The organism is Neptuniibacter marinus (genome assembly GCF_965223595.1).
GTDB classification, from domain to species: Bacteria; Pseudomonadota; Gammaproteobacteria; order Pseudomonadales; family Balneatricaceae; genus Neptuniibacter; species Neptuniibacter marinus.
The window spans coordinates 3,168,805-3,186,112 of record NZ_OZ245004.1 but is presented as its reverse complement, the minus strand read 5'-3'; the positions used below and the strand labels follow the sequence as shown (position 1 = coordinate 3,186,112).

Annotated in this window: 20 protein-coding genes; 19 read left to right on the top strand and 1 reads right to left on the bottom strand. The window is 43.5% G+C overall.

Features of this window, described 5'->3' with window-relative positions:
* Positions 1 to 2 precede the first annotated feature (2 nt).
* The 5 genes from hflK to ACOQOE_RS14995 all read left to right on the top strand — a co-directional run bounded on the left by hflK (position 3) and on the right by ACOQOE_RS14995 (position 4,966).
* Positions 3 to 1,193: an FtsH protease activity modulator HflK gene (hflK, locus tag ACOQOE_RS15015; RefSeq protein WP_067865944.1), complete on the top strand. Its 1,191-nt coding sequence runs from the start codon at positions 3 to 5 to the stop codon at positions 1,191 to 1,193.
* Positions 1,193 to 2,065 carry a protease modulator HflC gene (hflC, locus tag ACOQOE_RS15010; protein ID WP_067865947.1) on the top strand — a complete coding sequence of 291 codons (873 nt, stop codon included), beginning with the start codon at positions 1,193 to 1,195 and terminating at the stop codon, positions 2,063 to 2,065. The genes hflK and hflC overlap by 1 nt, the downstream gene beginning before the upstream one ends.
* Positions 2,066 to 2,192: 127 nt before the next feature.
* The gene (locus ACOQOE_RS15005; RefSeq protein ID WP_067865948.1) at positions 2,193 to 2,390 is read left to right on the top strand and encodes a DUF2065 domain-containing protein; all 198 of its coding nucleotides are present in this window, start codon (positions 2,193 to 2,195) and stop codon (positions 2,388 to 2,390) included.
* Positions 2,391 to 2,455: 65 nt separating this feature from the next.
* The gene (locus ACOQOE_RS15000) at positions 2,456 to 3,631 is read left to right on the top strand and encodes an ATP phosphoribosyltransferase regulatory subunit (protein ID WP_067865951.1); all 1,176 of its coding nucleotides are present in this window, start codon (positions 2,456 to 2,458) and stop codon (positions 3,629 to 3,631) included.
* Between the two features lie 39 nt (positions 3,632 to 3,670).
* Entirely contained in the window at positions 3,671 to 4,966 is a 1,296-nt protein-coding gene (locus ACOQOE_RS14995) for an adenylosuccinate synthase (RefSeq protein WP_067865953.1), read from the top strand.
* A gap of 59 nt (positions 4,967 to 5,025) precedes the next feature.
* Here the strand turns inward: ACOQOE_RS14995 and ACOQOE_RS14990 are convergent, their stop codons facing one another.
* Positions 5,026 to 5,838 (bottom strand): inositol monophosphatase family protein, encoded by an 813-nt coding sequence (locus tag ACOQOE_RS14990; RefSeq protein WP_420554367.1) that lies wholly within the window; start codon positions 5,836 to 5,838, stop codon positions 5,026 to 5,028.
* Positions 5,839 to 6,006: 168 nt separating this feature from the next.
* On the opposite strand from ACOQOE_RS14990, the gene ACOQOE_RS14985 reads away from it, so the two are divergent.
* The 14 genes from ACOQOE_RS14985 (at position 6,007) to hisS (ending at position 17,275) form a co-directional block, all read left to right on the top strand.
* The gene (locus tag ACOQOE_RS14985) at positions 6,007 to 6,747 is read left to right on the top strand and encodes an RNA methyltransferase (protein WP_420554366.1); all 741 of its coding nucleotides are present in this window, start codon (positions 6,007 to 6,009) and stop codon (positions 6,745 to 6,747) included.
* A 155-nt stretch (positions 6,748 to 6,902) separates the two neighbouring features.
* Positions 6,903 to 7,400 carry a Fe-S cluster assembly transcriptional regulator IscR gene (gene iscR / locus ACOQOE_RS14980; RefSeq protein ID WP_067869944.1) on the top strand — a complete coding sequence of 166 codons (498 nt, stop codon included), beginning with the start codon at positions 6,903 to 6,905 and terminating at the stop codon, positions 7,398 to 7,400.
* A gap of 19 nt (positions 7,401 to 7,419) precedes the next feature.
* Entirely contained in the window at positions 7,420 to 8,634 is a 1,215-nt protein-coding gene (locus ACOQOE_RS14975; RefSeq protein WP_420554365.1) for an IscS subfamily cysteine desulfurase, read from the top strand.
* Between the two features lie 30 nt (positions 8,635 to 8,664).
* Complete coding sequence (iscU, locus tag ACOQOE_RS14970; RefSeq protein ID WP_067869938.1) at positions 8,665 to 9,048, top strand: Fe-S cluster assembly scaffold IscU; 384 nt, start codon at positions 8,665 to 8,667, stop codon at positions 9,046 to 9,048.
* A gap of 35 nt (positions 9,049 to 9,083) precedes the next feature.
* Positions 9,084 to 9,410 (top strand): iron-sulfur cluster assembly protein IscA, encoded by a 327-nt coding sequence (iscA, locus tag ACOQOE_RS14965; protein ID WP_420554364.1) that lies wholly within the window; start codon positions 9,084 to 9,086, stop codon positions 9,408 to 9,410.
* Between the two features lie 17 nt (positions 9,411 to 9,427).
* Complete coding sequence (gene hscB, locus ACOQOE_RS14960) at positions 9,428 to 9,958, top strand: Fe-S protein assembly co-chaperone HscB (protein WP_420554363.1); 531 nt, start codon at positions 9,428 to 9,430, stop codon at positions 9,956 to 9,958.
* Between the two features lie 9 nt (positions 9,959 to 9,967).
* Positions 9,968 to 11,845: a Fe-S protein assembly chaperone HscA gene (hscA, locus tag ACOQOE_RS14955; protein WP_420554362.1), complete on the top strand. Its 1,878-nt coding sequence runs from the start codon at positions 9,968 to 9,970 to the stop codon at positions 11,843 to 11,845.
* Positions 11,845 to 12,183, top strand: a complete 339-nt coding sequence (gene fdx / locus ACOQOE_RS14950; RefSeq protein WP_067869926.1) for an ISC system 2Fe-2S type ferredoxin — start codon at positions 11,845 to 11,847, stop codon at positions 12,181 to 12,183. The genes hscA and fdx overlap by 1 nt, the downstream gene beginning before the upstream one ends.
* Positions 12,184 to 12,193: 10 nt before the next feature.
* Entirely contained in the window at positions 12,194 to 12,394 is a 201-nt protein-coding gene (gene iscX, locus ACOQOE_RS14945; RefSeq protein ID WP_067869923.1) for a Fe-S cluster assembly protein IscX, read from the top strand.
* Between the two features lie 223 nt (positions 12,395 to 12,617).
* Positions 12,618 to 13,025 carry a nucleoside-diphosphate kinase gene (gene ndk / locus ACOQOE_RS14940; protein WP_067869919.1) on the top strand — a complete coding sequence of 136 codons (408 nt, stop codon included), beginning with the start codon at positions 12,618 to 12,620 and terminating at the stop codon, positions 13,023 to 13,025.
* A 75-nt stretch (positions 13,026 to 13,100) separates the two neighbouring features.
* Positions 13,101 to 14,216, top strand: coding sequence for a 23S rRNA (adenine(2503)-C(2))-methyltransferase RlmN (gene rlmN, locus ACOQOE_RS14935; RefSeq protein ID WP_420554361.1), 1,116 nt, complete (start codon positions 13,101 to 13,103; stop codon positions 14,214 to 14,216).
* A gap of 33 nt (positions 14,217 to 14,249) precedes the next feature.
* Positions 14,250 to 15,017, top strand: a complete 768-nt coding sequence (gene pilW, locus ACOQOE_RS14930; protein WP_231868003.1) for a type IV pilus biogenesis/stability protein PilW — start codon at positions 14,250 to 14,252, stop codon at positions 15,015 to 15,017.
* Entirely contained in the window at positions 15,014 to 15,982 is a 969-nt protein-coding gene (locus ACOQOE_RS14925; RefSeq protein ID WP_067869907.1) for a RodZ domain-containing protein, read from the top strand. The genes pilW and ACOQOE_RS14925 overlap by 4 nt, the downstream gene beginning before the upstream one ends.
* A 51-nt stretch (positions 15,983 to 16,033) precedes the next feature.
* Positions 16,034 to 17,275, top strand: a complete 1,242-nt coding sequence (gene hisS, locus ACOQOE_RS14920; protein WP_420555488.1) for a histidine--tRNA ligase — start codon at positions 16,034 to 16,036, stop codon at positions 17,273 to 17,275.
* The last annotated feature ends 33 nt before the right edge of the window (positions 17,276 to 17,308 follow it).

Genomic DNA, 17,308 nt, shown 5'->3' with positions numbered 1-17,308 from the left:
ATATGGCTTGGAATGAGCCTGGTAATAATGATAATAAAGATCCTTGGGGTAGTGGTAATAACAACCGTGGGGGCAATAAAGGTGGTGGAGATCAGGGGCCGCCAGACTTAGATGAGGCGTTACGGAAATTACAAGATAAGCTGAGTGGTATTTTTGGTGGTTCTGGTAAACGTAGTACTGGAAATGGCGGTGGTTCAAGCACCCCCTCGGGTGGTGCTGGCTTGTTCTGGATTATTGCGCTTATTGCTATCGTGATCTGGGCTGGTATGGGGGTGTATACCGTCGATCAGCAAGAACGAGGTGTCGTGCTACGTTTAGGTAAGTATAACGATACTGTTGGCCCTGGTTTGCAGTGGAATCCGCCGTTAATTGATCTGGTTGAAAAAGTAAACGTAACGCGTGTACGTACGCGTGATCATCGTGCGCTTATGTTGACTAAAGATGAAAATATTGTGGATGTTGAAATGACGGTTCAGTACGTTATTACTGACGCCAAAGGTTTTGTGCTAACCGTTAGAGATCCTGAAGCGAGTCTTTCTAATGCTGCAGAATCTGCACTTCGTCATGTGGTTGGTTCTACCAATATGCATTCAATCTTAACCCAAGGTCGTGAGCAGCTGTCTATTCAAGTGCAGGAACGCTTGCAGGGTTATATGGCTGATTATGGTACAGGTCTGCGTATATCTAAGGTCAATATTAAAGAGGCTAAAGCACCTAACCAGGTTCAAGATGCATTCGATGATGTGATCAAGGCGCGAGAAGATGAGCAGCGTGTTAAAAACGAAGCTGAATCTTATGCGAATGGTATTATTCCAGAGGCTCGTGGTCAGGCGCAGCGTGTGTTAGAAGAAGCAAGTGCATATAAAGAGCAGGTTGTTGCCCGCTCTGAAGGTGATGCTAAGCGTTTTACGGCATTGTTGACTGAGTATGAAAAGGCTCCTGATGTTACTCGTGAACGTTTGTATTTAGATACAATGCAGGAGGTGCTTGCTGCTAATCCTAAGGTTCTTGTAGATGTTGAGGGTGGTAATAACATGATGTATTTACCGCTTGATAAGATTATGCAGAATCGTCCGGTATCGGCAGATGCTAATTCGCCAGTTCGTCTAGATAGTCAAAGCTTGAGAGAAGTGACTGATCAGGTGGTGGATGAGCTTCGTATAAGACAGAGTACACGTAGGGAGGGTCGATAATGCAATCTAAATCTATGGTAGGCCTAGCTTTACTGGCTGTTGTTGTTTTGTTGGCTCAAAGCTCTCTTTATATTGTTAAAGAAACTGAACGTGCAGTATTGCTGAAGTTTGGTGAAGTTTCTGAGGCTGATGTTGCTCCGGGATTGCACTTTAAAATTCCGGTTATGAATAAAGTGCGTAAATTTGATTCGCGTATTTTAACGTTGGACACGCGTCCGCAAGCGTATTTGACGCTAGAGAAAAAGCGTTTGATCGTTGATTCTTTTGTTAAATGGCGTGTATCAGATGTGCAAAAGTTCTATACGGCTACATCAGGTGATGCACTGAAAGCGGCCCAATTGCTGTCTGACCGTGTTGATACAGGTTTACGTAATCAGTTTGGTGAACGTACTGTTACTGAGGTTGTGTCAGGTGAGCGTGAAGAGTTGATGCGTGAACTGACTAATAAGTTGAGTTCAATAGCGATCCAGGAATTTGGTGTTGAAGTGGTTGATGTACGTGTTAAACGTATTGATCTACCGCAAGAGGTATCTGAATCAGTTTATGGACGTATGCGTTCAGAGCGTGAGCTTGAAGCTCGTGAGCTTCGTTCTCGTGGTAAAGAGTTAGCGGAAGGTATCCGTGCGGATGCTGACCGTCAAAGAACGGTTATTGAGGCTGAAGCTTATCGTGAATCTGAAGAGCTTCGCGGTGAGGGTGATGCGGTTGCGGCAAATAACTACTCTAAAGCCTATTCAGCTAACCCAGAGTTCTACTCTTTCTATCGTAGCTTGCAGGCGTATCGCGAGTCATTTTCTCAAAGTGGCGATGTGCTTGTCTTAAAGCCTGATAGCGATTTCTTTAAGTACATGGGGCAGCCTAGTGTACGTTAAGAAATGTTGATGTAAAAATGCACAAAAAAACGGTTCAGGGGAAGGCATTCCCCTGATTCCGTGATAGAATACGGCAGCCGGGTTAAAGCCCGGTTTTTTTGTGTGATAAGATTGGGGATATTAAGTAGTGTCATCTGAATTAGTTGATGGTTTGGTGATTGGTTTCTGCTTGATGCTTATACTCGAAGGTATTATTCCATTCCTCTATCCGCAGCGTTGGCGCAATCTTGTTCAGCAGCTTGCGCTTGTCAGTGACCGATCTCTGCGTTTTATCGGCCTTGGCAGTATGCTACTAGGGGTTTTTCTTCTCTACCTAGTTCATTAAAGATTTATTGAAGTATCGGGTATTTGCCCGGTGTGATGTTTTTTTTGAGATATACGGAGTACCACATGGCATTGGCAGATCGTTGGCTGCTACCGGAAGGTGTGCAAGAACTTCTTCCTTCGCAAGCCCGTCGCGTTGAAATTTTACGTAGGCGTCTATTGGATCTGTACGAACATTGGGGTTATGAGCTCGTTATGCCTCCCTTGTTTGAGCATCTAGAATCTCTGCTTACTGGTGTTGGTCGTGATTTAGAGCTCAATACGGTTAAAGCTACGGATCAGATGAGTGGCCATTTGATCGGTGTACGTGCAGATATTACGCCTCAAGTTGCACGTATAGATGCTCACCGTTTGCGTGAATCGGGAGCAACACGTCTTTGTTATGCTGGTCCTGTTGTTCATGCTATGCCAGCACAGCCCTTAGCTTCACGTAATCCTCTGCAAATTGGTGCTGAACTTTATGGTCACTCAGGTATTGAGAGTGATGTAGAGGTTATCTCTCTTATGGTTGAGACTATGCAGGTAGTAGGTCTTGAGCATGAGCTGAGTATAGATTTAGGTCATGTAGGTGTGTTTACTGGGTTAATGGAGATAGCTGAGCTGACTGACCAGCAGCAAGATCAGTATCTAGATATATTAAGCCGTAAGGCTTTGCCAGAATTAGAAGTGTTTGTAGCCTCCTTAGATGCGCAGCCTATCATTGCTCAGTGTTTATTAGCGTTACCACGTTTAAACGGTGGTGTAGAAGTGCTTTCTCGTGCTCGTACATTATTTGCTGAAGCGCCGAAGCGCGTACTCGATGCAATTGAGTATTTGCAGCAATTAGCTGATCGTATTGCGTTACGTTTCCCTGAATTGGATCAATATTTTGATCTGAGTGAATTACGTGGTTATAACTATCACACGGGTGTTGTTTTTGCTGCGTATACCCCAGCGTTTGGGCAAGCGATTGCTAAAGGCGGTCGTTATGATGAAATTGGCCGAGATTTTGGTCGTGCGCGCCCTGCAACGGGTTTTAGTGCTGATTTGCATAGACTGGTTGAGCTCTCTAAAGAGGTTGCTTCGAGTCTTGAGGTAGTTTTGGCGCCAGTTGAGGAAGATGCTTCGCTTTTAAATAAAGTGAAACAGCTCCGTTCAGAGGGTGTTTGTGTGATTTATGCGTTGTCTGGTGTTGAATCGGCAGCAAAGTGTACCGCTCAGTTAGTGCGGTGTAATGGTGAATGGATCGTTAGTGATCTGTAACTTGTATTAAATTTTTTAAGTAATCTCAAGTAGGCAGCAATGGGCAAAAACGTAGTCGTTCTGGGTACCCAATGGGGTGATGAAGGTAAAGGCAAAATCGTTGATTTGCTAACAGACCAAGCATCAGCAGTCGCTCGCTTTCAAGGCGGACATAATGCTGGGCATACGTTGGTTATAGACGGTGAAAAAACTGTTTTGCACCTGATTCCGTCGGGGATATTACGCGACAATGTCGTGTGTATGATTGGTAATGGTGTAGTGCTTTCGCCGGAAGCGCTGTTGAAAGAGATTAAAGGTCTTGAAGATGCAGGGGTTCCTGTACGTGAGCGTTTGCGCTTAAGCCCTGCTTGTCCTCTTATTCTCCCTTATCATGTTGCATTGGATCAGGCGCGAGAACTTGCGCGTGGTGAGGCAAAAATTGGTACAACAGGTCGTGGTATAGGTCCTGCGTATGAAGACAAAGTTGCTCGTCGTGGTTTGCGTTTGGCTGACCTTATGGATAAAGAGCGCTTTGCGGCTAAGTTGAAGGAGGTTTTGGCGTATCATAACTTCCAGCTTGAGCATTATTATAAAGTTGAGCCGGTTGACTATCAGACTGTTCTTGATGAAGCGTTGGCTATGGGTGAGCAGATTGCACCTATGGTTGCTGATGTGACAGCGATGCTTCATGACTTGAGAAAGGCAGACAAGAATATTATGTTTGAAGGGGCTCAAGGATCATTATTAGATATTGATCATGGTACTTATCCATATGTTACCTCTTCTAATACTACTGCTGGCGGTACTTCTACGGGTAGTGGTTTTGGTCCGTTGTACTTAGATTACATATTGGGTATCACGAAGGCTTATACAACTCGAGTTGGGGGGGGGCCTTTCCCTACGGAGCTTCATTGTGATGTGGGTGAGGGCTTAGCAGAGCGTGGGCATGAGTTTGGTTCTACAACCGGGCGTTCCCGTCGTTGTGGTTGGTTTGATGCGGTTGCGTTGAAACATGCGATTCAAATTAACTCTGTTTCCGGTCTTTGCTTAACTAAGTTAGATGTTTTGGACGGCATGGATGAAATTAATATCTGTGTAGGTTATAAGGACTCTGAAGGTAATTTGGTTACTTCCCTAAGCGGTAGTGAAGACTACGAAGTGGTGGAACCTGTTTACGAAACTATGTCGGGTTGGAGTGAAAGTACGGTTGGTGCTCAATCAATCGATGAGTTGCCAGCAGCTGCTGTTGCTTATATTAAGCGTATTGAAGTGCTAATCGAGGCGCCTGTAGATATCATCTCTACTGGACCGGATCGTGTTGAAACGATTATTTTGCGTAACCCTTACGAAGTTTAAGGGTTCGTTCAGATATAAAAAAAACCGGCATTAGCCGGTTTTTTTATATCTGATAAAACTTATTTCAAATCATCAGTCAGTGATGGTTGAAGTGCTTTTATCAGGGCTTTAAACATTTTCGGGTTGCCAGCAATTAGATTGCCGTTCTGGCGGAAATTATTGCTCCCTTTGAAATCGCCTACAAGTCCGCCAGCTTCTTGGATAAGTAATAGGCCTGCTTCAATCTCACTGTAATTTAGGCCGATTTGATAATAACCATCGATTCGCCCAGCGGCGATATAGGCTAAATTAAGTGCTGGGGAGCCGCCGTTATAAATCGTGCCGCCCGTGGTGGTGATGTCGCGAAAGATATTTAAGTAAGTGTCTAAATGGTCTTTGTCACTTTTGCGATTAAAGAAGCCTGTGCTAATTAAGGCGTTTTCTATACCTTTATGGTTGCTTACACGCAGTCTCTTGCCGTTTAGTTGGGCTCCATGGCCTCGGCTTGCGGTGAACTCTTCATTCGTGATTGGGTTCAAAATTAGTGCATGTTCGATGCGGTTATTTTGTTGTCCTGCAATACAAAGCGCAAAAGTAGGTAAGCCATTGGAAAAATTGGATAGGCTATCAATTGGGTTTATAGTCCAAGTGAATTCTGGGCCTTCGCCAATAGGTGCATGCTCCCCTGTATACTCCCCAATCACTTTGTGGTTTGGGTAAGCTTTATGAATCGCCTGGGTAATGCTTAATTCAGCTTTTTTACATGTTTCGCTGATTAATTTTGCTGCATCCGCTTGTTCTGATTTTACAAGATCTAAGCGTTCGACGGCGCGGGTAATCTGTTCTCCTGCGACGCGAGCAGCGCGCAGTGCAATGTTAACCATAGGTTGCATCTGATGGGGACCTAAAGACTGTACAAAATTGAAGCGAGTATTATACCTGAGGATAAGGGTGTCGTGAATAAAAGCTTGAATTAAGTCGCCGATTAGATGTGCTTAATAGCTGAATTGATGTCGTTAGGTCTGTTAAAATAGAGTATTTCCCACTTTAAGGTTAATTTGATGTCAGTTAATGTTCGTATTGTGCTGGTTAACACGACCCATCCTGGAAATATTGGTGGGGTGGCACGTGCAATGAAAAATATGAAGTTTGAAGAGCTGCATCTTGTTGCCCCTAAAAAATTTCCTCATCCTAATGCTGACGCGCGTGCGTCAGGTGCTACAGATCTTTTAGAAAATGCGGTTGTTCATGAAACGTTAGAGGCTGCTATTGGTGACTGTCAGTTAGTGGTGGGTACGAGTGCGCGAGGGCGTCATATTCCTTGGCCTGTTGTTGATCCTCGTGAATTGGCGTCAATCATCTATCCTATAATGACAGATAAAAAAGTCGCGATTGTTTTTGGTAGAGAAGACCGAGGCTTAACTAATGAAGAGTTGCACTTATGTCACCATCATGTGCATATCCCGTCTAATGAGGCGTTTAGTTCCTTGAATCTTGCGGCTGCGGTTCAGGTTATTACTTATGAGTTACGTATGGCTTCTTTGTATGCTTCACAAAATGAAGCGCATAAGCCTCAATGGGGTACAGAGTGGGATATGGATTTGGCAGAAAGTGCTGATTTAGAGAGGTTGTTTGAGCATATGGAGCAGACGTTGATTGATATAGAGTTTTTAGATCCGGAGCGTCCGCGTCAATTAATGCCTAGGCTTCGTAGGCTCTACCTTCGCTCTTTGATGGATAAGGTCGAGGTAAATGTGTTGCGTGGTATTTTAACGGCGACTCAGAAGCACGTAAAAAAGTAATCTTTAATTTGTGGCGTGGGGTTGTTCTCTATTCGTGTTAGAATTTGCGCACAAAGTAGGTAAAGCCCTACCAAAGAGGTTGGTTATTTAATTGACCTTTTTAGTCGGGTATTGCATAATATACTCAAATGCTAACTCGCATCGGGGTAAAGAATATGCGACTGACGACTAAAGGGCGCTATGCTGTGACAGCAATGCTTGATTTGGCTCTTCATGAAGGTAAAGGGCCTATTAGCTTGGCTGATATATCAGAAAGGCAGGGAATCTCTTTGTCATATCTAGAGCAGTTATTTGCAAAACTGCGTAGAAATGAATTAGTGCGTAGTGTACGAGGTCCGGGTGGCGGCTATCAGCTTAATCGTGAACAATCGATTATTAATGTTGCTGAAGTTATCGACGCAGTAAATGAATCGGTTGATGCCACAGGCTGCCAGCGTCATGGCGATTGTCAGAATGGCGAGATTTGTCTTACCCATCATTTGTGGTGCGATTTGAGTGACCAAATTCATGGTTTTTTAAGAAGTATATCTTTGGCCGATTTAGTGGCTAGAAAAGATGTGCAAAATATTTCAGAACGTCAGAATAGGGTCAATTTAGATCAGATTATGACGGGATCAGATACTCTGGCGCTTTCAGATAAAGCGTCTGTATAAGTAGGCTCGGAGAGAATAAATGAAAACACCGATTTATCTGGACTATTCAGCTACAACACCCGTAGATCAGCGCGTTGCTGATAAAATGATCGAGTGTTTAACCGTAGATGGTAACTTTGGAAATCCAGCTTCTCGCTCACACCTTTTTGGTTGGAAAGCAGAAGAAGCTGTTGAGATTGCACGTCGTCAAGTTGCTGATCTGATTAATGCTGATCCGCGTGAAATTGTGTGGACTTCGGGTGCTACAGAATCTGATAACTTAGCTATAAAAGGGGCTGCACACTTTTATCAAAAGAAAGGTAAGCACATTATTACCTCGAAAATTGAACATAAAGCTGTGTTAGATCCATGTCGTCAGCTTGAGCGTGAAGGGTTTGAAGTAACTTACTTAACGCCTAATTCTGATGGTTTAATTGAACCGCAAGCGGTTGCCGATGCTATTCGTGAAGATACAATTCTTGTGTCGCTGATGCATGTAAATAACGAAATAGGCACTATTACCGATATAGAAGCTATTGGCGAGCTAACACGTACTAAGGGCATTATCTTTCATGTAGATGCCGCTCAGAGTGCGGGGAAAGTTGAGATTGATTTAGCTAAAGCAAAAGTTGATTTGATGTCGTTCTCTGCGCATAAAATGTATGGGCCAAAAGGGATCGGCGCTCTATTTGTACGTCGTAAACCGCGTGTTCGTTTAGAGGCACAGATTCATGGTGGTGGTCATGAGCGTGGTATGCGTTCAGGCACATTGCCTACCCATCAGATTGTTGGTATGGGTGAAGCTGCTCGTATCTGTAAAGAAGAGCTAGCGGCAGATACTAAAGCAATTATTGCACTACGTGACCGCTTTCTAGCCGGTATTGACGGCATGGAAGAGGTTTACCTGAATGGCTCTAAAGAGCAGCGCGTTCCAGGTAACCTTAACATTAGCTTTGCTTTTGTTGAGGGTGAATCATTACTGATGTCATTAAAAGATCTAGCTGTTTCGTCTGGTTCTGCTTGTACATCTGCAAGTTTAGAACCTTCCTATGTGCTTCGTGCCTTAGGTTTAAACGATGAGTTGGCGCACAGTTCTATTCGTTTCTCATTCGGTCGTTTTACGACAGAAGAGGAAGTGGACTATGCAGCGGCACAGATTGAAGAAGCAGTGAGCAAATTACGTGAGCTTTCACCGTTGTGGGATATGTTTCAAGACGGTGTTGATTTGAGCAAAGTTGAATGGGTTCATCACTAATTCAACACTGAAAGTTTTTTGGAGGTCGTCATGGCTTATAGTGAGAAAGTTATTGATCATTACGAGAATCCTCGTAATGTTGGCAAAATGAATGATAAAGATACAAGCGTTGGTACAGGTATGGTTGGAGCACCTGCTTGTGGCGATGTTATGCGCTTACAAATTAAAGTAAGCGATGATGGTATTATTGAAGATGCTAAATTTAAAACTTATGGTTGCGGTTCTGCTATCGCTTCTAGTTCTTTGATCACTGAATGGGTCAAAGGGATGTCCCTAGAAGAAGCGTCAGAATTGAAAAACACTGCTATTGCTGAAGAGTTGGCTTTGCCACCAGTGAAGATTCACTGCTCTGTTTTAGCTGAAGATGCTATTAAAGCAGCAGTGGCTGACTATAAAGAAAAAAAGAGCAAGTAACTGTTTAGTTATTTGTTCGGGAGAAGTAGGCGTTTATGGCAATTACCATGACTGATGCAGCAGCAGAACATGTTGCGCGTTATATTGAGAAGCGTGGCCAAGGTGCGGGTATTCGTTTAGGTGTGCGTACCTCTGGCTGTTCTGGTATGGCTTATGTCCTTGAATTTGTAGATGAAGTTCAGGATGAAGATGAAGTGTTTGATGGTCCGCAAGATGTTCGAATTGTTATTGATCCGAAAAGCTTGTTGTACTTGGATGGCACTGAATTAGATTTCGTTAAGGAGGGATTAAATGAAGGTTTCAAATTCAATAATCCTAATGTTTCTAGCGAATGTGGTTGCGGTGAAAGCTTCAACGTCTAAACTCCTTTGTCGGCAGAATGATGGATATTAGTAAAAATTTCTTTGAGTTTATCGGTCTGCCGGTCTCTTTCGACATAGATCAGTCAGAATTGGCTGATCGTTCTCGCGAATTACAAAAAAAACTTCATCCTGACCGTTACGCTCATTTATCTGACCGTGAACAGCGTATGTCTGTGCAATATATGTCCTTTCTTAATGAAGGCGTGGCAACGTTGCGATCGCCGTTGTTGCGAGCGCAATATCTTTTGTTGTTGCAAGGGATTGATACGGAAAGTGAATCTTCTACACCTATTGCGCCGATGTTTTTGATGCAGCAGATGGAGTTGAGAGAGCGACTTGAGGAGATTCCCGATCAGGATGATCCTTATGCAGAGCTAGAAAATTTGCTGGCTGAAGTTGAGGGTATGTTAAAGGCTTTACGCGAGCAGTTTGCACAGGATTATCAGGAAGGGGCATTAACTGCTGCTACTGAAGCTGTGCGTAAAATGCAATTTTTAGAAAAGCTTGTTGTTGAGATAGAACGTCTTGAAGACAGGCTGGATGGTTAACGCAATACTATGGCGCTATTACAGATAGCAGAACCGGGGCAGAGTGAGGCTCCGCATCAACATAAACTAGCAGTGGGTATCGATTTAGGGACAACTAATTCTCTTGTCGCATCAGTTAAGAGTGGCGAAGCTGTTACTATCCCCGATATTGAAGGTCAGCATTTATTGCCTTCAGTTGTACGATACATGCCCTGCGGAAATCATTTAGTTGGTGCTGAGGCACGGACTTATGCCGCTTCGGATCCTGATAATACGATCATCTCCGTTAAGCGATTGATGGGGCGTGGGGTTAGTGATCTTAAAACGCTTGGAGATGAAGCGCCTTACCAGTTTGACGTTAATGATGGCGGTATGCCTTACATTAAAACAGCGGCTGGAAATAAAAGTCCTGTTCAGGTTTCTGCTGATATATTGAAAGCGTTGGTTTCGCGTGCAGAAGAGGCGCTAGGCGGTGAATTGACCGGTGCTGTGATTACGGTGCCTGCCTATTTTGATGATGCACAGAGGCAGGCGACTAAAGATGCGGCTACCTTAGCGAATATTAAAGTACTTCGCTTGTTAAATGAGCCTACGGCTGCGGCTGTTGCTTATGGTTTAGATCAAGGTAAGGAAGGCGTTATTGCCGTTTATGACCTTGGTGGTGGTACCTTTGATATATCTATACTTCGTCTAAATAAGGGCGTGTTTGAGGTGCTGTCGACCGGGGGTGATAGTGCGCTGGGTGGAGATGATCTTGATTTGGCTTTGGCTGACTGGATAGCGCAACAGTTAGATATAGATATTGATGGTAACTCGGTATCTCGCTATTTGATGGAAAAATCAAAACAAGCGAAAGAAGTGTTAAGTGGTGCTGACGAAGCGACCATTGATCTTGAAATAAAAGGGCGTAAGCAGTCCATTACCGTGACGAGAGCAAAGTTTGATGAATTGGTCTCGCCTCTGGTTAAGCGTACTATCCGTGCCTGCCGTAGGGCGTTGAAAGATGCATCGGTTGAAGCTGAAGATGTGCTTGAGGTTGTGATGGTGGGCGGCTCAACTCGTGTGCCATTGGTGCGGGAAGAGGTAAAGCAGTTTTTTGCACGTGAACCTCATATAAAAATAGATCCAGACTGCGTTGTTGCGGTTGGTGCGTCTATTCAAGCAGATGTGCTGGCAGGTAATAAGCCTGATAGTGGTATGTTGTTGCTGGATGTTATTCCTCTCTCTCTAGGTATTGAGACTATGGGTGGGTTAACGGAAAAGATTATACATAGGAATACATCTATTCCTGTTGCGCGCGCTCAAGAGTTTACCACGTATCAAGATGGCCAGACGGCTATGGCGATTCATGTTGTTCAGGGTGAGCGTGAGTTGGTATCGGATTGTCGTTCTTTAGCGCGGTTTGTTTTACGCGGTATACCGCCGATGGCAGCAGGTGCTGCTAAGATTCGTGTTACTTATCAAGTGGATGCTGATGGTTTGTTGGGCGTGCATGCTAAAGAGCTTACCTCAGGTGTTGAGAGTAGTATTCAGGTTAAGCCTTCTTATGGTTTAGGCGATGTTGAAATTGCTGAGATGTTAAAATCGTCTTATTTGAATGCAGCTGAAGATAAAGATATGCGTGCATTGCGTGAACAGCAGGTGGATGCAGATCGATTAATTGTTTCTCTTCAGGATGCGTTAATTGCAGATGGCAAGCAGTTATTAAGTCCTGATGAATACAAGTTACTAGAAAGTGAAATTGAAAAGTTAATTGAGCTACGTAATGGTAGTGATCTGGTGGCTATTGAGCGAGGTGTTGCTGCCTTGTCAAAAGCTTCGGATGAATATGCCTCGCGTCGTATGGATCATAGCATCCAAAAAGCGTTGCAAGGACACAGTATTGATGAACTTGGGGAGAGTGAGTGATGCCGCAGATTATCTTTCTGCCACACGATGAATTATGTCCTGAAGGTAAGGTGATTGACGCTGAACCAGGGGTTACGGTCTGTGATGCTGCGCTTGCTCATGGAATTGAGATTGAGCACGCTTGTGAAAAATCTTGTGCTTGTACAACTTGTCACGTGATTGTGCGTGAGGGGTTTGATTCCTTAGAGGAATCTGATGAGCTTGAGGATGACATGTTAGATAAAGCTTGGGGGTTAGAGCCTGAGTCTCGTTTAAGTTGCCAAGCGGTTGTAGCTGATGAAGACTTAGTGGTCGAAATTCCTAAGTATACAATTAATCAGGTTTCTGAACGTCACTAAAGGGATTGATATGAGTCTTAAGTGGGTAGATGTATTAGATATCGCGATTGAATTATCAGAGAAATATCCTGAGCAAGACCCTATGGCAATTGGCTTTCCTGACCTTTATCAGAAGGTAATGGATCTTGAAGAATTTGATGATGATCCTGATCGTTGTGGAGAGAAAATTCTAGAAGGGATTCAAATGGCCTGGATAGAAGAGATGGATTAATCTCCAACTTATTGTGAAAACCCGGTTATGCCGGGTTTTCTTGTTTTTTAATGGCTGTTTTCTGGCGCCGCTCTAGCGTATAATTGCGCGCTGGATTTTTGTAGGGGTCATCCGAAAGCCTTATTGCAGTTTGTCGATTGTTTTATATCGGTTAATTATACGGTTTAACAGAACTGTAAGGGTTTTCAGATAATTCTTTTTATTTTATTTTGGAGCTTTAAACATGGCACTTGAACGTACGTTTTCAATTATTAAGCCGGATGCAGTTGCTAAGAATGTTATTGGCAAAATCGTTTCTCGTTTTGAGTCTAACGGTCTTAAAATTGTTGAAATGCAACTAAAGCAGCTTTCTAAAGAAGAAGCTGAAGGTTTTTATGCAGAGCATAAAGAGCGTCCTTTCTTTGGTGATCTTGTTGAATTTATGACTTCAGGCCCTGTTGTTGTTCAGGTTCTTGAAGGCGAAAATGCAATTGCTTTAAATCGTGAGCTTATGGGCGCTACTAACCCTCAAGAAGCTGCTGAAGGTACTATTCGTCGTGATTTTGCACAATCTATTGATGCAAATGCGGTACATGGTTCTGATTCACCAGCGTCTGCTGAGCGCGAAATCGCTTACTTCTTCGGTAAGTAATTACCGTCCAGGCCGCTTATGACTTTAGTTATGAGCGGTCTATTGATCTACCCCCAATTATGAGCACTGTCATCTATGACTGAATCCACCAAAAAAGTTAATTTACTGGGCATGTCACCTGCAAAGCTGGAAGCTTTTTTTGAAGAGATAGGCGAAAAAAAATTCCGTGCAACTCAAGTGATTAAATGGATTCATCAGCTTGGAGCGTCTAGCTTTGAAGAGATGACTAATATTAGTAAGGCTTTACGCATTAAGCTTGAAGAAGTAGCGGAAATTCGAGAGCCTGAAGTTTTGTTAGAAAAAGTCTCGAAAGATGGCACTAAGAAATGGATTATCCGTACAGAAAGTGGCTCTAGTGTCGAGGCAGTATTAATACCCGATGGTGAGCGAAAAACACTTTGTGTATCATCTCAGGTTGGTTGCTCCTTAGATTGTAGTTTCTGTTCGACGGGTAAACAGGGGTTTAATAGTAACCTCACCGCTGCAGAAATTATTGGGCAACTGCGTATAGCTATTCGGTCATACGGCGATTACAACACTACATCTCAGCGTGTCGTGTCTAACGTGGTTATGATGGGTATGGGCGAACCTCTGATGAACTTTGACAACGTAGTTGATGCTATGACGTTGATGATGGAGGATAATGCTTACTGCTTATCGAAAAGGCGTGTTACTTTGTCAACTGCAGGCGTTGTTCCCGCAATTGATAAACTGGCTGAAGTGACTGATGTCTCTTTAGCTGTTTCTATACATGCGCCGAATGATGATTTACGTGATATTCTCGTGCCTATTAATAAGCGTTATCCTATTAATGATCTGGTTGATGCATGTAATCGTTATTTGGGTAAGCTTAGTGATAAAAGGGTTATCACTGTTGAATATACATTGATTAATGGGGTGAACGATAAACCGGAGCATGCTAAGCAGTTGTTGAAAGTTTTGCGCCGTATGCCATCGAAGTTAAATATTATACCGTTCAACCCATTCCCAAATTCAGGCTATGAACGCCCAACAGAAGAAAGAATTCTGGCATTTAAAGAGATAATCGTTCATGGTGGCATTGTTACAACGGTAAGGCGTACACGTGGTGATGAAATCGATGCTGCTTGTGGTCAATTGGTTGGTCAAGTTGCAGATAGAACACGGCGTAGCCAAAAATATATACCTGTAGTTCAAGAAGGGCGTGAGTAAACGTCATCGCTAACAATAAGAGGGAAGAAAAGCGTGAGAGGAATCAAACTGGTACTCGCTCTATTTATGGTGCTAGTCGTCGTAGGTTGTACGACAAAAGGTTCCCAGCCAGAGAGTAATAATGCGGTTGCTCATGAAGCTTATTCTCGATTGGGATTTCAGTACCTTCAAAATGGCGATACGGTAACTGCAAAACAATCATTTCAACGTGCTATAGAGCTTAATAGTGGTTACGCTGAAGCATATAATGGATTAGCTCTGACCTTTCAGTTAGAAGGTGATAGTGAGCTGGCCGAGACATATTTCCGCAAAGCCATTGCTGTCGCGCCAGATTCGGCCATGGTTCATAATAATTTTGGTGCTTTTCTCTTTTCCAATGAGCGTTACGCTGAAGCTTGTGACGAATTAGCGAGAGCGACTGAAGATCCTTTCTATAAATTACGATCTCAAGCGTTTGAGAATTTAGGACGTTGTTATCGTCTATTAGATCGTAAAGAAGCTTCTATTCACGCATTTAAGCGTGCTCTTCAAGTCACAGCAAATCGGCCGGTATCCTTAGTTGAGTTATCAGAACTGTATCTGCTTGAAGGTAATTACTTAGAAGCTGAAAATTACTTTGATCGATTTCTTGCTTTGGTAGAGAATCGACGTGTTGATCATTATGCGAAAAGTCTTTGGGTGGGTATTCGTTTGGCTCGTCATAATAGAGAGGCAACCCGTGCGGCGACTTTTGCTTTAATCCTTAAAAACCTTTATCCGAATTCAGAAGAGTATCGTCAGTATGAGGAGTCTGCGCGTTGAACAGTGAAGAACAAGAGTGTCAACCTGAATTACTGGCAGAAGAGTGGGGGGCGCGCCTGACATCTGCTCGTGAATCTCGTTCTATTTCTATAGAACAAGCGGCTGCAGATTTGAACTTGCCAGCCGAGTACCTTAGCTGCATTGAGGCTGGGAGTTTGAAAGGCTTGCCAAGCATGGTATTTGCTAAAGGTTATATCCGTGCGTATCTCAAAATGCTTGGCATGGAGGATATAGATGTACGGGTTGCGGAGTTTGTCGCAATTCATGGTGAAGGTTCGAGTAAAGGGGCTATTCGCCCTGTTAGTCGTGTTCGCCAGCAGGTTAAAATGGGCGATCCTTTGATGAAGCTCTTTACATGGGTTTTTGTGTTGGCGATCTTAGGTGTCTCCTTTTGGTGGTGGCAGACCCAATATGGTGGTTCATTAGACTTAGCATCATCTACAGAAAGCGAAACGACAGAAATAACGGATCCCTCTTCGCAGGCGGGTGATGTCACTGTGCTGGAAGATGGTACGGCTGCATTGGCGTTACCTATGTTAGATGATAGCCCTCTAGATGAAAGCGTAGATAACAAACCTAGTGCTGCACAGGATGAGGAAACTCAGCCAGAGCTTTCTGCAGAGGAACAAGAGAAGCTGCAGCAAGCGATAGATGAAAATAGAGCCTCTACTGAGGTGAGTGTTGAAAACTCTAATCAAAGCGCTGATAGCAATGCTGAAATTACAGTCTCTGCTGATTTTGTAGCGGAGTGCTGGGTATCTATACAGGATGGTGACGGTAAAAAGTTATTTAATAACTTAAGAGGCAAAGGTCAGAGTGTTAGTGTGACCGGTAAGCCTCCATTGAACGTTCTTATTGGTGCAGCCGATGCAGTAGGTAACTTCACCTACAATGGTAAGTCGTTTGATTTGACGCCCTATAGTAATAAAAATGTAGTTCGTGTGAATCTTCCTATTTCCGAATAAATTATAGTTGTGTGAGTTGTTGTTTTGGCCAAAATTAAAGCCATTCGCGGGATGAACGATATCCTGCCTGATCAGTCGCCAGTGTGGCAGTATCTTGAAAGCACCGTTAAAAATGTACTTTCCGCTTATGCTTATAGTGAAGTTCGTATGCCTATTGTTGAGCAAACGAGTTTGTTTAAGCGCTCCATAGGTGAAGTGACTGATATTGTTGAAAAAGAGATGTATACCTTTGAGGATCGAAACGGAGAGAGTTTAACGCTTCGTCCAGAAGGAACGGCCAGTTGTGTACGTGCGGCGGAAGAGCATGGTCTGCTATTTAATCAGATGCAGCGTTTTTGGTATCAAGGTCCTATGTTTCGTTATGAGCGACCTCAAAAAGGTCGATATAGGCAGTTTCATCAGATTGGTGTTGAAACGTTCGGTATGCCTAATGCAGATATAGATGCCGAAGTGATTTTGTTAAGTGCGCGCTTATGGAAAGAGCTAGGTTTATTGGACTCGGTTACTCTTCAATTGAATTCGTTGGGGAGTAATGAGGCGCGTGCTGAATATAAAGAGGCATTGGTTGTATTTCTTAGTGCGCACAAAGATCAGTTAGATGAAGACAGCCTTCGTCGCTTAGATTCTAATCCATTGCGGATTCTTGATAGCAAGGCGCCTCAGACCCAGGTGCTTTTGAATGATGCGCCAGTATTAAGCGATTATTTAGATGCTGAGTCGCGAGAGCATTTTCTGGAATTGACGTCGATATTAGATGCGGCAGGTATTGTGTATGAGATTAACCCTCGTTTAGTGCGTGGGCTGGATTATTATTGCAAAACTGTATTTGAGTGGGTAACTGACAAATTAGGTGCTCAAGGTACAGTGTGTGCTGGCGGTCGTTATGATGGCCTAGTGAAGCAATTGGGTGGTCGACCAACGCCCGCTGTTGGTTTTGCCATGGGTGTTGAGCGTCTAATTTTATTACTTGAAACATTGGAACTCATACCTGAAAAGGTGCGTTTGCCGTTTGATCTTTATGTGGCAGCAGAAGAAAAAGGGTTGCAGTCTCAGGTTGTACTTTTAGCTGATCGTTTACGTGATCAGTGTCCAGGTTTAAGGGTTCGGGTCCATTGTGGTGGATTGAAAAATATTAAACAGAAAGCACAACAATCAGGTGCGCCTATTGTTCTGTTGGTAAAAGAGTCTGATAATCAGCAGCTTTGCGGTACAATCTGGCACCAAGAAGAACCAGTGTTTGATCTAACTGAATCTCAAATACTAGAAACGATTACTAAATGCCATAGCGCATAATCTAAATTTATTGAATTTGAACATAGGCACAGG

Coding starts and splice junctions, on each gene's coding strand:
- hflK (WP_067865944.1), top strand. CDS start 3: ATGGCTTGGAATGAGCCTGGTAATAATGATAATAAAGATCCTTGGGGT.
- hflC (WP_067865947.1), top strand. CDS start 1,193: ATGCAATCTAAATCTATGGTAGGCCTAGCTTTACTGGCTGTTGTTGTT.
- ACOQOE_RS15000 (WP_067865951.1), top strand. CDS start 2,456: ATGGCATTGGCAGATCGTTGGCTGCTACCGGAAGGTGTGCAAGAACTT.
- ACOQOE_RS14995 (WP_067865953.1), top strand. CDS start 3,671: ATGGGCAAAAACGTAGTCGTTCTGGGTACCCAATGGGGTGATGAAGGT.
- ACOQOE_RS14990 (WP_420554367.1), bottom strand. CDS start 5,838: ATGCAACCTATGGTTAACATTGCACTGCGCGCTGCTCGCGTCGCAGGA.
- ACOQOE_RS14985 (WP_420554366.1), top strand. CDS start 6,007: ATGTCAGTTAATGTTCGTATTGTGCTGGTTAACACGACCCATCCTGGA.
- iscR (WP_067869944.1), top strand. CDS start 6,903: ATGCGACTGACGACTAAAGGGCGCTATGCTGTGACAGCAATGCTTGAT.
- ACOQOE_RS14975 (WP_420554365.1), top strand. CDS start 7,420: ATGAAAACACCGATTTATCTGGACTATTCAGCTACAACACCCGTAGAT.
- iscU (WP_067869938.1), top strand. CDS start 8,665: ATGGCTTATAGTGAGAAAGTTATTGATCATTACGAGAATCCTCGTAAT.
- iscA (WP_420554364.1), top strand. CDS start 9,084: ATGGCAATTACCATGACTGATGCAGCAGCAGAACATGTTGCGCGTTAT.
- hscB (WP_420554363.1), top strand. CDS start 9,428: ATGATGGATATTAGTAAAAATTTCTTTGAGTTTATCGGTCTGCCGGTC.
- hscA (WP_420554362.1), top strand. CDS start 9,968: ATGGCGCTATTACAGATAGCAGAACCGGGGCAGAGTGAGGCTCCGCAT.
- fdx (WP_067869926.1), top strand. CDS start 11,845: ATGCCGCAGATTATCTTTCTGCCACACGATGAATTATGTCCTGAAGGT.
- iscX (WP_067869923.1), top strand. CDS start 12,194: ATGAGTCTTAAGTGGGTAGATGTATTAGATATCGCGATTGAATTATCA.
- ndk (WP_067869919.1), top strand. CDS start 12,618: ATGGCACTTGAACGTACGTTTTCAATTATTAAGCCGGATGCAGTTGCT.
- rlmN (WP_420554361.1), top strand. CDS start 13,101: ATGACTGAATCCACCAAAAAAGTTAATTTACTGGGCATGTCACCTGCA.
- hisS (WP_420555488.1), top strand. CDS start 16,034: ATGAACGATATCCTGCCTGATCAGTCGCCAGTGTGGCAGTATCTTGAA.